The sequence below is a fragment of the Armatimonadota bacterium genome (assembly GCA_031081585.1).
Taxonomy (GTDB): domain Bacteria; phylum Sysuimicrobiota; class Sysuimicrobiia; order Sysuimicrobiales; family Humicultoraceae; genus Geohabitans; species Geohabitans tengchongensis.
In genome coordinates, this window is record JAVHLY010000004.1 from 102,893 (window position 1) to 116,927 (window position 14,035).

At 74.0% G+C, this 14,035-nt stretch carries 13 protein-coding genes; 12 read left to right on the forward strand and 1 reads right to left on the reverse strand.

The window, feature by feature from the left end; all coding sequences use genetic code 11:
- Window positions 1-22: 22 nt before the first annotated feature.
- From nuoG to RB146_02890, 10 genes are read left to right on the forward strand one after another with little or no spacing between them, the layout of a single operon-like run.
- On the forward strand, window positions 23-2,533 hold the full coding sequence (gene nuoG / locus RB146_02845) for an NADH-quinone oxidoreductase subunit NuoG (GenBank protein ID MDQ7827918.1): 2,511 nt from the start codon (window positions 23-25) through the stop codon (window positions 2,531-2,533).
- Window positions 2,530-3,567 (forward strand): NADH-quinone oxidoreductase subunit NuoH, encoded by a 1,038-nt coding sequence (gene nuoH / locus RB146_02850; protein ID MDQ7827919.1) that lies wholly within the window; start codon window positions 2,530-2,532, stop codon window positions 3,565-3,567. The genes nuoG and nuoH overlap by 4 nt, the downstream gene beginning before the upstream one ends.
- A gap of 2 nt (window positions 3,568-3,569) precedes the next feature.
- The gene (gene nuoI / locus RB146_02855) at window positions 3,570-4,052 is read left to right on the forward strand and encodes an NADH-quinone oxidoreductase subunit NuoI (protein ID MDQ7827920.1); all 483 of its coding nucleotides are present in this window, start codon (window positions 3,570-3,572) and stop codon (window positions 4,050-4,052) included.
- Between the two features lie 5 nt (window positions 4,053-4,057).
- Window positions 4,058-4,663 (forward strand): NADH-quinone oxidoreductase subunit J, encoded by a 606-nt coding sequence (locus RB146_02860; GenBank protein ID MDQ7827921.1) that lies wholly within the window; start codon window positions 4,058-4,060, stop codon window positions 4,661-4,663.
- Entirely contained in the window at window positions 4,660-4,965 is a 306-nt protein-coding gene (nuoK, locus tag RB146_02865) for an NADH-quinone oxidoreductase subunit NuoK (GenBank protein ID MDQ7827922.1), read from the forward strand. Before RB146_02860 ends, nuoK begins: the two co-directional genes overlap by 4 nt.
- A complete protein-coding gene (gene nuoL / locus RB146_02870) occupies window positions 4,958-6,823 on the forward strand; it encodes an NADH-quinone oxidoreductase subunit L (GenBank protein MDQ7827923.1) in 1,866 nt (621 codons plus the stop codon). The genes nuoK and nuoL overlap by 8 nt, the downstream gene beginning before the upstream one ends.
- Window positions 6,823-8,505: an NADH-quinone oxidoreductase subunit M gene (locus RB146_02875; protein MDQ7827924.1), complete on the forward strand. Its 1,683-nt coding sequence runs from the start codon at window positions 6,823-6,825 to the stop codon at window positions 8,503-8,505. Before nuoL ends, RB146_02875 begins: the two co-directional genes overlap by 1 nt.
- Window positions 8,505-9,926 (forward strand): NADH-quinone oxidoreductase subunit N, encoded by a 1,422-nt coding sequence (locus RB146_02880; protein ID MDQ7827925.1) that lies wholly within the window; start codon window positions 8,505-8,507, stop codon window positions 9,924-9,926. The genes RB146_02875 and RB146_02880 overlap by 1 nt, the downstream gene beginning before the upstream one ends.
- Window positions 9,927-9,934: 8 nt before the next feature.
- Window positions 9,935-11,239, forward strand: a complete 1,305-nt coding sequence (locus tag RB146_02885) for an FAD-dependent oxidoreductase (protein ID MDQ7827926.1) — start codon at window positions 9,935-9,937, stop codon at window positions 11,237-11,239.
- Entirely contained in the window at window positions 11,221-11,601 is a 381-nt protein-coding gene (locus tag RB146_02890) for a 4Fe-4S dicluster domain-containing protein (GenBank protein MDQ7827927.1), read from the forward strand. Before RB146_02885 ends, RB146_02890 begins: the two co-directional genes overlap by 19 nt.
- A gap of 129 nt (window positions 11,602-11,730) precedes the next feature.
- Here the strand turns inward: RB146_02890 and lgt are convergent, their stop codons facing one another.
- Window positions 11,731-12,504 (reverse strand): prolipoprotein diacylglyceryl transferase, encoded by a 774-nt coding sequence (lgt, locus tag RB146_02895; protein MDQ7827928.1) that lies wholly within the window; start codon window positions 12,502-12,504, stop codon window positions 11,731-11,733.
- 109 nt (window positions 12,505-12,613) lie between these two features.
- On the opposite strand from lgt, the gene thrB reads away from it, so the two are divergent.
- Window positions 12,614-13,507: a homoserine kinase gene (gene thrB / locus RB146_02900; GenBank protein ID MDQ7827929.1), complete on the forward strand. Its 894-nt coding sequence runs from the start codon at window positions 12,614-12,616 to the stop codon at window positions 13,505-13,507.
- A 7-nt stretch (window positions 13,508-13,514) separates the two neighbouring features.
- Entirely contained in the window at window positions 13,515-14,033 is a 519-nt protein-coding gene (locus tag RB146_02905) for a GerMN domain-containing protein (GenBank protein MDQ7827930.1), read from the forward strand.
- The last annotated feature ends 2 nt before the right edge of the window (window positions 14,034-14,035 follow it).

Below are 14,035 nucleotides of genomic sequence, written 5' to 3' on the forward strand. Positions count from 1 at the left end.
ACGGCTCGATGGGGACGGGGCGATGAGCGACGACCGACCCACCGTCACGCTCACCATCGACGGCCGCCCCGTGACCGTGCCGCGCGGGACCACCGTGTGGCAGGCCGCCCGCGCCGCCGGGATCGACATCCCCGTCTTCTGCTACCACGACCGCATGCCCCCCCTGGGCGCCTGCCGGCAGTGCCTGGTGCAGGTGGAGGGGATGCCGCGGCTGCAGACCTCCTGCACCCTGGTGGCCCAGGACCGGATGGTGGTGCACGCCTCCAGCCCCGAGGCGCGCGCCGCCCAGGAGCGCATCCTGGAGTTCCTGCTGATCAACCACCCGCTGGACTGCCCCATCTGCGACAAGGGCGGGGAGTGCCCGCTGCAGGACCAGGCCTTCGCCTACGGAGCGGGGCGCAGCCGCTTCATCGAGCCGAAGCGCGACTTCGCCAAGCCGGTCTCCCTCGGCGCGGTACTGGTGCTGGACCGGGAGCGCTGCGTGCTGTGCTGGCGCTGCGTGCGCTTCGGGGAGCTCGTGGCCGGCGACGACGCCCTCAAGGGGTTCGACCGCGGCTTCCAGACCGAGATCGACACCCCCTTCACCCGGCCGGTGCGCTCCAAGTTCATCGGCAACACCATCGCCATCTGCCCGGTGGGGGCGCTGACGAGCAAGGCCTTCCGCTTCCTGGCCCGCCCCTGGGACGTGCGCCCCGTCCCCTCCGTCTGCACGCAGTGCGGGCTGGGGTGCGCCCTCACCCTGGACGTACGCGACGGCCGGGTGGCGCGGGTGCGCGCCCGCGAAGCGCCGCCGGTGAACGACGTGTGGCTGTGCGACCTGGGGCAGTTCGGCTACGAGTACCTCCACGCCCCCGACCGGCTGACGCAGCCCCTCGTGCGGCGGGACGGGCAGCTCCGGCCGGCCACCTGGCGCGAGGCCCTCGACCTGGTGGCCGACCGCCTGCGGGCGGCGCGTGAGGCGGACCCGCGGCGCGTGGCCGCCCTCGGCGGCACCCGCCTCACCAACGAGGACTGCCATCTGGTCCGCCGCCTCTTCGGGGAACTGGTGGGCACCCCGCACCTCGACCACCGGGTGGACGCGCGTCCCGGCAGCCCCTCGCTGCGCCTTCCCTGGGGGCTGCGCACACCGCTCGCCGCCATCGAGGAGGCGGACTGGCACCTGCTCGTCGGGTGCGACCTCACCGAGGAGTACCCGATCGCCTGGCTGCGGTTGAAGCGGGCCATCGACGCCGGGGCGGCAGCCTTCGCCCTCCACCCGCGGGCGCTGGAGATCGGCCGTCACCTGCGCGGACAGGTCCACCCGGTCCCGGGCGGCGAGGCGGTGGTGCTGGCGCAGCTGGCCGACGCGCTGGGGGGCGGCACGCTCGACGGGACCGCGCTGCAGCAGGTGGATGTGCCGCCCGAGGTCGTGGAGCGCATGGTGGAGACGCTGCGTGCCGCCCGCCGGCCCATGCTCTACCTGGGTCGCGCCGCCCTGGAGGGCCCGTCAGGGGAGGCGGTGCTGGCTGCGGCCCGGCGCCTGCAGGAAGTCGGGGCGGTCGTGCACGTGATGCGGGGGAAGGGCAACGCCTGGGGAGCGGCCCTCATGGGGGTGCAGCCGGGTCCGGGCGGGTGGACGGCCCCGGAGATCCTCCGCCACGCCGGCGAGGCGGGGGTGGACGTGCTCTACGTGCTGGGCGCCGACCCGGCCACGGAGGTACCGGACCACGCCGCCTGGGAGGCGGCGCGCCGCGCCACGCCCTTCCTGGTGGTGCACGACCTCTTCCTCACCGCCACCGCCGCCGCCGCCGACGTCGTGCTGCCGGCGCTGGCCTTTGCCGAACGCGACGGGACCGTCACCACCATCGAAGGGCGCGTCCAGCGCCTCACCGCGGCCATCCGCGGGCCGGGCGAGGCCCGGGCGGACGGCGACATCCTGCTGGCGCTGGCCGACCGGCTGGGGGCGGAGTGGGCGTACGCGGGGTGGGAGGAGGTCTTCCGGGAGGCGGCTGCGCGCGTCCCGGGGCTGGCCGTCGACGCGGTCCTGACCCCGCCGCCCCTGCCCGACGGGTGGGCGGCCGAGGTCCACCTGCCCGGGGAGGCGCAACGGCCATCCCCCGGTGAGGCCTGGTGGCTGCTCACGGGCGAGGTCCTCTTCGATCGCGGCAGCATGTCCGGCCGCGCCCCGCGCATCGCCGACCTGGCGGAGGAGCCGGTGGTCGTGCTGCACCCGGAGGATGCCGCCACGGCCGGACTCCAGCCGGGCGCGCTGGTGGAGGTGGCGGCGCTGCCGCCCGTCCAGCCAGCGGGCTCAGCCGCCGGCGCGGCGGACGGGGAGGCCGCGGCCTCGCCCGGCGCACGCCGGCGCGGAGCGGAGCGCGCCGTGGTGGTGCGTCTGGCGCTCGACGCCGCAGTACCGCGCGGACGGGCCTGGCTGCCGCGCGCCTTCGACGCCGTGCCGGTGCGGCGGCTGCTCTCCTGGGACGAGCCGGCCCCGCGCGTGGCTGTGCGCGCGCTCCAGCCCGCGGTCGCGGCCACGGCGGCTGGCGCATGAGCCCGCAGAGCCCGCTCCTGGCCGTGGTGGTGGAGGCGGCAGTGAAGAGCGCCGTGATCCTCTTCGTGATGCTCACCGCCACGGCCTACCTGACCTACGGGGAGCGGCGGTTGCTCGGGCGCTTCCAGCTACGCTACGGGCCGAACCGCGTGGGCCCGCTGGGGCTCCTCCAGCCGCTGGCCGATGGGATCAAGCTCATCTTCAAGGAGGACTTCCGCCCGCGCCGGGCCGACCCGGTGGTCTACTGGTTCGCCCCGGCCATCGCCATGGCCGCCTCGCTGGCGATGTACGCGCTGGTGCCGCTCGGCCCGGCGGTCACGCTCTTCGGCCGCCAGGTCACCCTGTACGTGGCCGACGTGAACGTGGCGTTGCTCCTCCTGCTCGGCATCTCCTCGCTGGGCGTGTACGGGGTGATCCTCGGCGGCTGGTCGGCCGACAACAAGTACTCTCTGCTCGGCAGCCTGCGCAGCAGCGCGCAGCTCATCTCCTACGAGCTGGCCCTGGGCCTGGGGGCGCTTGTCCCCGTGCTGCTGGCCGGCTCGCTGAGCCTGGTGCGCATCGTCCAGGCCCAGCGCGACCTGTGGTTCGCCCTGCACGTGCCCCACGGGACGCTGGCGCTGGCCCTCTTCTTCGTGGCCGCCGTGGCCGAGACCAACCGCGCCCCCTTCGACCTGCCGGAGGCGGAGCAGGAGCTCATCGCCGGCTACCAGACCGAGTACGGCGGTTTCAAGTTCGCCATGTTCTTCATCGGCGAGTACCTGGCCGTGATCACGATGAGCGCGCTGGCCGCCGTCCTCTTCCTGGGCGGCTGGCACGCGCCCCCGGGGTTGGGGGCGCTGCTCGGCGTCGTGCCGCCCGTGGCGTGGATGGTGCTGAAGACGCTCCTCGGCGTCTTCGTCTTCATCTGGCTGCGGGCCACCCTGCCGCGCGTGCGCCACGACCGACTCATGGCCTTCGGGTGGAAGGTGCTGCTGCCGGTGGGCCTGGTGAACGTGGTCGTGGCGGTGGGCGTGGTCCTGTGGGGGGCGGGCTAGCCGTGGCCACTGTGCGCGCCCAGGTGGACCGCTTCCTCAGCATGGTCCGAGGGCTCGGCATCACCCTGCGCTACCTCGTGCGCCCGCCGGTGACCGTGGCCTATCCGGATGAGAAGCCGCCGGTGGCCCCGCGCTTCAAGGGGCGCCACTGGCTCACCCGCTACGCCGACGGGCTTGAGCGCTGCATCGGGTGCGAGCTGTGCGTCATCGTCTGCCCCTCCCAGGCCATCTACGTGCGCGCGGCCGAGAACACCCCCGAGCACCAGGTGAGCCGCGGGGAGCGGTACGCCGAGGAGTTCCAGATCAACATGCTGCGCTGCATCTTCTGCGGGTTCTGCGAGGAGGCGTGCCCCACCGGGGCCATCGTCCTGGGACACGACTACGAGCTGGCCGGCTACAGCCGCGCCGAGCTGATCTACACCAAGCCCATGCTCACCGAGCCCTACCCGGGGGCCAGCGGGCGCGACCCCCGGCGCGAGGTCTAGGGGCGGTGGAGCTCGTCCTCTTCCTCCCGGCGGCCGCCCTCGCCCTGGCGGGCGCGCTGGGCGTCGTCACCGCCCGGCGGCCGGTGCACAGCGCCCTGGCCCTGCTGGCCGTGCTTGTGGCCCTGGCCTTCCTCTACCTGCTGCTCTGGGCCCCCTTCGTCGCCGTGCTCCAGGTGATCGTCTACGCGGGGGCGATCGTCGTCCTCTTCCTCTTCGTCATCATGTTGCTGCACATGCAGCCGGGCGAACCCCCGCGCGAGGACCTGCGGCTGCAGCGGCCGGCGGCGGTGGCCCTAGGGGCGCTCTTCCTGGCCGGGCTGGGGGCGGTGGTCTCGGGTGGGCGTAGTGCGGCCCCGGCCGCCCGCCTTCCCACGGCCGCGCCGCCGGCCGCCGGGTTCGGGTCGCCCGAGGCGGTGGGAGAGGCCCTCTTCACCCGCTTCCTCCTGCCGGTCGAGCTGGCCGCGCTCCTCCTGCTGATCGGCATGGTGGGGGCGGTGGTGCTGGCGAAGGGCGCCCTGGCGGTGCGGGTACCCTCGCCAGCGGCGCGTCCCGCCGAATCCACGGAAGAGGAGCCGAACGCCCGGGCGCCGGAGGCGGTGGCGGCCCCGTGACTGTCCCGCTGGCGTACTACCTGGTGCTGGGAGCCGCGCTCTTCGCCATCGGCATGACCGGGGTGCTGGTGCGGCGCAACGCCCTCGTGGTCTTCATGGCCATCGAGCTGATGCTGAACTCGGTCAACCTCACCTTCGTCGCCTTTGCCCGGACGCTCGGCACCCTGGACGGCCAGCTCGCCGTCGTCTTCACCATCGTCGTGGCCGGTGTTGAGGTGGTCGTGGGGCTGGCGCTGATCGTGGAGATCTTCCGCGCCCGCCGCAGCGTGAACCTCGACGAGGTGCACCTGCTCCGTGGCTGAGCTCGCCTGGACGATCCCCCTGTGGCCGCTCCTGGGATGGCTGCTCCTCGGGGTGGCGGGCGGCCGCCTGCCCCGCCCGCTCCCCGGAGTGCTCGCCAGCGCGCTGGTGGGCGCGGCCTTCCTGGCCACCGTGGCCGGGGCTGCCACCTACCCCGGGGCCGCGCAGGCGCGGACGCTCTTCCCCTGGATCGCCGCCGGGGCGTTCCGGGCGGACGTCGCCCTGCTGGTCGACCCGCTGGCCCTCGTGATGGCCCTCGTGGTCACCGGCGTCGGCTTCGTGATCCACGTCTACTCGATCGGCTACATGGCGGATGATCCCCGGGCCGCCACCTACTTCGCCTACCTGAACCTCTTCACGGCGGCCATGCTGCTGCTCGTCCTGGCGCGCAACCTCCTCGTGCTCTTCGTGGGCTGGGAACTCGTCGGGCTCTGCTCCTACCTCCTCATCGGGTTCTGGTTCACGCGCGAGCGGGCGGCCGCCGCGGGCCGCAAGGCCTTCGTCGTGAACCGCATCGGGGATGCCGCGTTCCTGCTGGGCGTCCTCCTCCTCTGGACCCAGGCCGGCACCCTCGACCTGGCCGCCCTGAACGCCTGGGCGCAGACGCTGGACCCCGCACTGGTCTTCTCGGCCGGGGTGCTCCTCTTTGCGGGGGCCACGGGCAAGTCGGCCCAGCTGCCGCTGTACACCTGGCTCCCCGACGCCATGGAGGGGCCCACGCCGGTCTCGGCGCTGATCCACGCCGCCACCATGGTGACGGCCGGGGTCTACCTGGTGGCGCGGCTCTACCCGCTCTTCGCCCACCCCGGCACGCTGGCGGTCGTGGGGACCGTGGGGGCGCTCACGGCGCTGTTCGCGGCCACGGTGGCGCTGCGCGAGTGGGACCTCAAGCGGGTGCTGGCCTACTCCACCATCAGCCAGCTCGGGTACATGTTCCTGGCGCTGGGGGTGCTCGCCCCGTCCGCCGGCATCTTCCACCTGACCACCCACGCCTTCTTCAAGGCGCTCCTCTTCCTGGCGGCGGGCAGCGTGATGCACGCCACGCACGACGTCATCGACATGCGCCGGCTGGGGGGCCTGTGGACGCCACTGCGGGTCACCGCGCTGGCCTTCCTGGTGGGCGCCCTGGCGCTCGCCGGCGTCCCGCCGTTTGCCGGCTTCGTCAGCAAGGACCTGATCCTGGAGCGCGCCTGGGAGCACGCCCTCACGGGCGGCGGCCTGCTGGCGGGACTCCTCCTGGCGACGGGGGTCCTCACCGCCTTCGTCACGGCGGTCTACATCACCCGTGCGGCGCTCTACACCTTTGCCGGGGCGCCGCCCTCCGACGCGCACCCGCACGAGGCGCCGCCGGTGATGGCCGTGCCCATGGGCGTCCTGGCCCTCCTCTCGGTGGCCGGCGGGGTGCTGGGTGCGCGCTGGGCGGGGGCGCCGCTGCTGGCGGCGCTGGCACCGGTGTTCGAGCGCGCGGTGCCACACGCCGCCCCGGCGCACGCCCCTCCCGGCCTGCTCGTGCCGGCGCTCTCGACGGTGGTGGCGCTCGCCGGGCTGGCCACCGGCTGGTGGCTGCACCGCGACCGGCGGGAGCCCGCGCTGGGGTGGTTCGGCCGCGCCGCCGAGCAGCACTGGGGGCTGCTCCCGCTCTACGACGGCCTGCTGGTGCCGGCCGCGCGGCATGCGGCCCTCCTGCTGGCGGGGCCTGTCGACCAGGGCGTCGTCGACCGGGCGGTGAACGCCGTGGGCGGCGCCGCGGTGGCCGTCGCCGGCGCGCTGCGCCGCCTCCAGACGGGCTACGTCCGCCAGTACGCGCTGCTGCTGCTGGCCGGGACCATCCTGGTGATGGCCTACTGGGTGGTGCGCTGATGCTCTCCTGGCTCATCTTCTTGCCGGCTCTGGGCGCGGGGGTGGTGGCGCTGCTGCCCGGGCGCGCCACGGGCCTCGTGCGCTGGGTGGGGCTGCTGATCGCCCTGGCCACGCTGGGCGTGGCGATCCGGCTGTGGGCCCTCTTCGACCCGTCCCAGGCGGCGATGCAGTTCGTGGAGGGGCGGGCCTGGGCGCCGGGACTCGGGATCGCCTACCACGTGGGCGCCGACGGCATCAGCCTGCTGCTGGTCGGCCTCACCGCGCTCACCTTCCCGGTGGCGCTGCTGGCCTCGTGGTCGTCGGTCACCGAGCAGGTGAAGGGCTTCACGGCGGCCATGCTGCTGCTGGAGACGGCCGTACTCGGGACCTTCCTGGCGCTTGACCTGGTCCTCTTCTTCGTCTTCTGGGAGGCCGTCCTCGTCCCTATGTACTTCCTCATCGGGCTGTGGGGCGGGCCCGCACGCACCTACGCGGCGAACAAGTTCCTCCTGTACACGATGGCCGGCAGCGCCTTCATGCTGGTGGCCATCGTCGCCCTCTACATCCTCGCCCCGGCGGGCGAGCGCACCTTCGACCTGCTGACGCTGCAGGAGGCCGGCGTGGGCGGGCCGGCGGGGCGGTGGCTCTTCTGGGCCTTCACCGTGGCCTTCGCCGTGAAGGTGCCGGTGTGGCCGCTGCACACCTGGCTCCCCGACGCCCACGTGGAGGCCCCCACGCCGGGCAGCGTGGTCCTGGCGGCGCTCCTCCTGAAGATGGGCGCCTACGGGCTGGTGCGGTTCTCGCTGGGGCTCTTCCCCGAGGCGGCCGCGGCCTTCGCGCCGGTGATGGCGCTGCTCGGCATCGTCGGGATCGTCTACGGGGGCATCGTCTCCTGGGCGCAGGCCGACCTCAAGCGCCTGGTCGCCTACAGCAGCGTCAGCCACCTGGGCTTCGTCACCCTGGGCATCTTCGCCATGAACCCGGAAGGGCTGCAGGGCGCGGTCCTGCAGATGGTCAACCACGGCATCAGCACGGGGGCCCTCTTCCTCATCGTCGGCGTGCTCTACGACCGGCTGCACACCCGGCAGCTGGCCGACTACGGCGGCGTGGCCGCGCGCATGCCCGGCTTCGCCGCCATCGTCACCATCGTCATGCTCTCCTCGGCGGCGCTGCCGGGGACGAACGGCTTCGTCGGGGAGTTCCTCATCCTGCTCGGCGCCTTCCGCCGCACGCCGCTGGGGACGGTGGTGGCCGCCAGCGGCGTGATCCTCTCGGCCGTCTATCTGCTGTGGGCCTACCAGCGGGTGATGCAGGGCCCGCTGCGGGCGCGTCACCCGGAGCGGCTGACCGAGGTGGGAGCGCGAGAGGTGCTGGTCTTCGCGCCACTGCTGGCGCTGATCTTCGCCATCGGCCTCGCCCCGGGGCCCTTCCTGCGGCGGAGCGAAGCGAGCGTGCGGGCGGTGGTGGCGCGCGTGGAGGCGGTGGCCGACCGGGCCCGCATGGAGGCGGTGGGCAAGGCAGGATGCGGTGCTGCGGCGGCCCCTCAGGCCGGGCGCCGACCACAGGGAACGCCGGCGGGGCCGCGCGCCGCAGCGCAGGGGTGCGCGCGCGGTCAGCTCCTTGACCACCGGGCGCCATCCCGATCAGGAGCGGTGCGGTCGGGGTGGCGTGCGGTGGGGCCCGATCGCGGGGAGTCCGGGTAATGGCGGACGTCATCGCGCTCCTCCCCGAGATCCTCCTCACCGCGACGGCCGTGGCCGTCCTCCTGTGGGACGTGCTGGCACCGCGCCCCTGGCGGCCGGCGATGCGCCTGCTGGCGCTGGGCGGCGTGATCGCCGCCGCGGCCGCCCTGGCAGCGGTGGGGGAGCGCCCGCCGGCCTTCGGCGGGACCTTCGTCCGCGACGGGCTCACCCAGACCTGGCAGATGGTGGCGCTGCTCGCCACCGCGGCGGCGGTGCTGCTCGGCAGCGACTACCTCCGGCGCCTGGGCCTGGAGCGTGGCGAGTACCACGCCCTCGTCCTCTTCGCGGCGGTGGGTGCCATGGTGATGGCGGCCGCGCGCGACCTCCTCCTGCTCTTCCTGGGGCTGGAGACCCTCTCCGTGCCCCTGTACGTGCTCGCGGCCTTCCGCCGCGGCTGGTTGCCCTCGCAGGAGGCCGGGCTCAAGTACTTCCTCCTCGGCTCCTTCGCCAGTGCCCTCTTCCTCTACGGCGTGGCATTGCTCTTCGGGGCGGCGGGCTCGACGGCGCTGGAGGCCGTGGCCGCGGCGGCGCGGAGTGGCGTGACGGCGCTGCTCGCCGGCGGCGTGGCCCTGGTGACGATCGGCCTGGCCTTCAAGGCGGCCCTCGTCCCCTTCCACGTTTGGGTCCCCGACGTCTACGAGGGGTCGCCGCTGCCGGTGACGGCCTTTATGGCGGTCATCGCCAAGGTGGGGGCCTTTGCGGCGCTGCTGCGCACGCCGGGACTGGAGGCCCCGGGGCTGGCGCCGCAGTGGACGGCGCTGCTGGCCGCGCTGGCGGGCGCGACGCTGCTCGTCGGGAACCTGGTGGCCCTGGCCCAGCGCTCGCTCAAGCGGCTGCTGGCCTACTCCTCCATCGCCCACGCCGGCTACCTGCTCATGGGCGTGGCGGCGGGGCCGCCGGGCGTGGGGGCGGCCACCTTCTACCTGGCCGCCTACCTTTTCATGACGCTGGGCGCCTTCGCCGTGGCGCTGCTGTGCCACCGGGCCGGGGAGGAGGTGGACCACATCGAGGCGCTGCGCGGGGTGGGACGGCGGTATCCGGCGGCAGGGGCGGCCATGGCCCTCTTTATGGCGGCCCTGGCGGGGTTTCCGCCGACCGCCGGGTTCATCGGCAAGCTCTACCTCTTCCAGGCCTCCCTCCAGGCCGGGCAGGTCTGGCTCGTCCTGGTCGGCGCGCTCACCACGGTGGTCTCCGCCTACTACTACCTGCGGGTGCCCTACGTCATGTTCCTGGATTCCCCGGCCGGCGGCGTGACCGTGGCGGCGGCACGCGGGACGACGGCGGTGGTGCTGGCGGCGGCGGCCGCCGTCCTGCTGCTCGGGGTCTTCCCCGGCTCCCTCGTCGAGTCGGTGCGGCCGCTGGCCGCGCTCCTGGGACGGTAGCGGGCGGTATGGCCACCGAGCGGTTCGACGCCATCGTCGTGGGGGCGGGGCCCGCGGGCAGCGCCGCCGCCCTCACCCTGGCGCGGGCGGGGCTGAGCGTGGTCCTCTTCGAGCGCGGCGAGTACCCCGGTGCCAAGAACGTCATGGGCGGGGTGATGTACGGGCGCATGCTGGCCGACCTGATCCCGGAGTTCTGGACCCAGGCGCCCATCGAGCGCGTCGTCGTCGAGGAGCGGGTGTGGCTGGCCACGCCTACCTCGGCGGTGAGCGTGGGCTACCGGAGCGCCGCCCACGGCCCGGGCCACGGGATGCCCAACGCCTTCACCGTGCTGCGCGCCCGGTTCGACCGCTGGTTTGCCGCCCAGGCGGAGGCCGCCGGCGCGCTGCTCATCCCCGGCACCACCGTGGAGGACGTCCTGTGGGACGGCGACCGGGTCGTGGGCGTGCGGGCGGGCCGGGAGGGGGGTGACGTCTACGGCGACGTCGTGGTCATCGCCGACGGCGTGAACTCCTTCCTGGTGCAGAAGGCCCGGCTGCGCGACCGGCCCCTCGAGCCCTCGGAGGCGGCGCTGGCGGTGAAGGAGGTCATCGCGCTGCCTCCGCAGGTGATCGAGGAGCGCTTCGCCGTGCGCGAGGGCGAGGGGGTGACCATCGAGGTCTACGGCTCGGTCACGCGCGGCATGGCCGGCTACGGCTTCATCTACACCAACCGGGAGAGCCTCTCCGTGGGCATCGGCGCGCTCATCTCCCACCTGATGCGCACGAAGATCACGCCCTACGACCTGCTGGAAGGATTCAAGCAGCACCCCTTCGTGGCGCGCCTCATCGAGGGGGGCGAGGTGCAGGAGTACGCCGCCCACGCCATCCCCGAAGGGGGCTACCGGGCCATGCCCCGGCTCTACGGGCGCGGCGTGCTGGTGGCCGGGGATGCGGCCATGATGGTGAACGGGCTGCACCGCGAGGGGAGCAACCTGGCGATGGCGGCGGGACGGATGGCCGGCGAGGCCATCGTCCAGGCCAGGGCGCGCGGTGATCTGGACGCGGCCGGACCGATCTACCAGCAGCTCCTGGAGGCCAGCTTCGTGCTGCAGGACCTGCGCAAGTACCGAGACCTCCCGGACCTGGTGGACCGGCGGCCCGAGCTGCTGGAGCTCTACACGCGCCTGGCCAACGACGTCGTGGGCGAGATGCTCACCGTGGACGGGCTGAGCAAGCGGGCCAAGCAGAAGGAGATCTGGCGCCACGTGCGCGAGGTGCGCCCCCTGTGGCAGATGGCGAAGGACCTCTACCAGGGATGGAAGGCCATCCGCTGAGGCGCCCCGCGCCCGTCCGCACGCCCAGCGCGCCGCTGCCGCGGGCGGCCGCGCCGGACGAGCCGCCGCTGCCCCGCGTCCAGGTGGAAGAAAAGCTCTACCTGGTGCAGTACCGCCACGACCGCCACTCCCACATCGACATCACCCACCGGGAAGTCTGCGCCGAGCAGTGCGGGCGGGAGTGGGGCCGGCCGTGCACGACCTTCTGCCCCGCCAACGTCTACACCTGGGACGGGGAGAAGATCGTCATCGCCTACGAGAACTGCGTGGAGTGCACCTCCTGCCTGCTCGGGTGTCCCTACCGAGTAATCGACTGGCGGCTGCCCCGCGGCGGCTTCGGGGTGCACTACCGGTTCGGGTAGGGCACGACCGGTTCGGCAGGGGGACGGCGATGGCTCAGAGGCGATGTTCCAGGCTCGAGCGGGAGGGCCGAGCCCAGGGCCTGAGGTGGTCGGCCGCCACGCTGCGGGATCCCGACCTGGATCCGCGAGTCAGGATCCGGCGCTGCCGTCCGGGAGGTGCTGGAGGCTCGCCGCCGGTGCCGTCGGGCGGCGCCAGAGGAACCACAGCGAGACGCCGAGCAGCAGGAGCGCTGCGACCTGTCCCGTCGCCAGCACGCCCCAGACGCGGTGCTCGGGGCGCAGGACGTCCAAGCCCAGGCGCATCAGCGAGACGAGGGCCAGCGCCGTCCACCACACCTGCCCCGGGAAGGCCCGCCGGCGGGCCACCCGCCACACCACCGCCAGGATGACGAGGGCGAGGGCCATCTCGTAGAGCTGCACCGGGTGGCGGGGGGCGTCGGGGGCGGTGGGGAAGCGCACCCCCACGGGTAGCGTGGTGGGCGCGCCGTACAGCTCGCCATTCATGAAGTTGCCGAAGCGGACGAAGAACGATCCCACCGGCAGGGCGAAGGCGCCGGCGTCGAAGAGCGACTGCACGGCGACACCGGCGCGGCGGGCGGCCACCGTACAGTAAGCCAGCCCGGCCAGGATGGCCCCGTGGGAGGCCAGGCCTCCGTGCCAGACGCGGAGGACCTCCAGCGGGTCGCGGAACTCCGCAGGATGCGAGAGCACGTACCCCAGCCGCCCGCCCACGTACATGGCCACCACCGCCCACAGGCCGATGCGGTCCAGCACGGCGGCGGGGACGCCAAAGCGCGGGCCGAAGCGGTAGGCCAGCCACAGGCCCACGGCGATGGTGAGGGCGTGCATGACGCCGTACCAGCGGATCACCAGCGGGCCGAACTGCACGAGCACGGGGTCCACGGCCGATCCAGTGTATCATGCGCTCCTGCGTGCTATCTTGACGCGGGGCACGGATGAGGACCCGGCCGGGAGCACGGGCCGCCGCCCCGACACCAGCATGACCGTCCACGTGAGCGTCCCTGCCACCATCGCCAACCTGGGGCCCGGGTTCGACGTCCTCGGCATGGCCGTGCAGCTCCACGACCGCATCACCATGGCGGTGGACGAGGAGACCACCGTCGCCTTCACCGGCCCGCGGGCGGCGGCGCTGGGGACGGTGAGCCGGCCGCTGGTCGCCCGGGCGGCCGAGGCGGTGGCGCAGGAGGCCGGACGGCGGGAGCGCTTCCGCATCACGGTCGAGTGCGCCATCCCCGTGGCCCGGGGGCTGGGGAGCAGCGCGGCCTCGGTGGTCGGCGGGCTCGTGGCGGCCAACCACCTCCTGGGCGGGCCGCTCCCTCAGGAGCGCCTCCTCGCTCTGGCCGCAGGGATCGAGGGGCACCCCGACAACGTCGCCCCGGCGCTGCTGGGCGGCGTCGTGGCGGTGGTGGCCGACGAGGAAGGCCTCCACCCGGCCCGCTTCCTCCCCCGCGCCGACCTGGACGTCGTCGTGGCCGTGCCCGAGGTGACGGTGGCCACTGCGGAGGCGAGGGCGCTGCTGCCGGAGACCGTCCCCCACGCCGACGCCGTCTTCAACGTCGGCCGCGCCGCCCTGCTGGTGGCGGCCCTGCTCACGGGGGAAGAGCGGCTGCTGCGCCCGGCCATGCGCGACCGCCTCCACCAGCCGTACCGGGCCCGGCTCGTCCCCGGGCTGCCCGAGGTCCTGGCGGCGGCGGAGGCGGCGGGGGCCTACGGCGCGGTGCTGGCCGGGTCGGGCTCCTCGGTGGCGGCGCTCGCCCCGCCGGAGCGGTCGGAGGGCGTGGGGGCCGCCATGGTGGACGTCTTCGCCCGCCGGGGCATCGCCGCGGAGCTCCTCCTCACCCAGGTGGACCCCCACGGCGCGGTCGTGCACGAGGAGATGTCGTGACAGGCTGATGCGTCGGCGCCTCGCCTTCCTCGTCGTCCTCCTGCTGGTCTTCCTGCCCGTCGTGGTGTGGTGGGCCTTCGTCCGGCCGGTGCCGGTCGTCGTGACGGTCTACTTCGTCGGCCCGGCCGGACCGGGGGAGAGCACCCTCGTTCCCGTGGAGCGGGTCGTGCGCGCCCGCAGCCTGGAGACGCGCCTGCACGCGGCGTTCCTGGCGCTCCTGGCTGGCCCGACCCCTGACGAACAGGCGCGCGGGATCGGCACGGCCATCCCGGAGGGGACGGTCCTGCGCGGCGTGGCGGTCGCCGACGACGTGGCCGTGGTGGACCTCTCGCGGGAGATCGAAGCCGGGGGCGGTGCGGTCTCGGTCCAGGCGCGGGTGTGGCAGCTCGTCTACACGGGGACGCAGTTCCCGGCGGTGCGGCGGGTGCAGGTCCTCATCGAGGGGCAGCGGCGCGCAGCGCTGGGCGGCGAGGGGTTCATCATCGACGCCCCCATCCCCCGGCCGGCCAGCACACCGAGGTTCTAGCC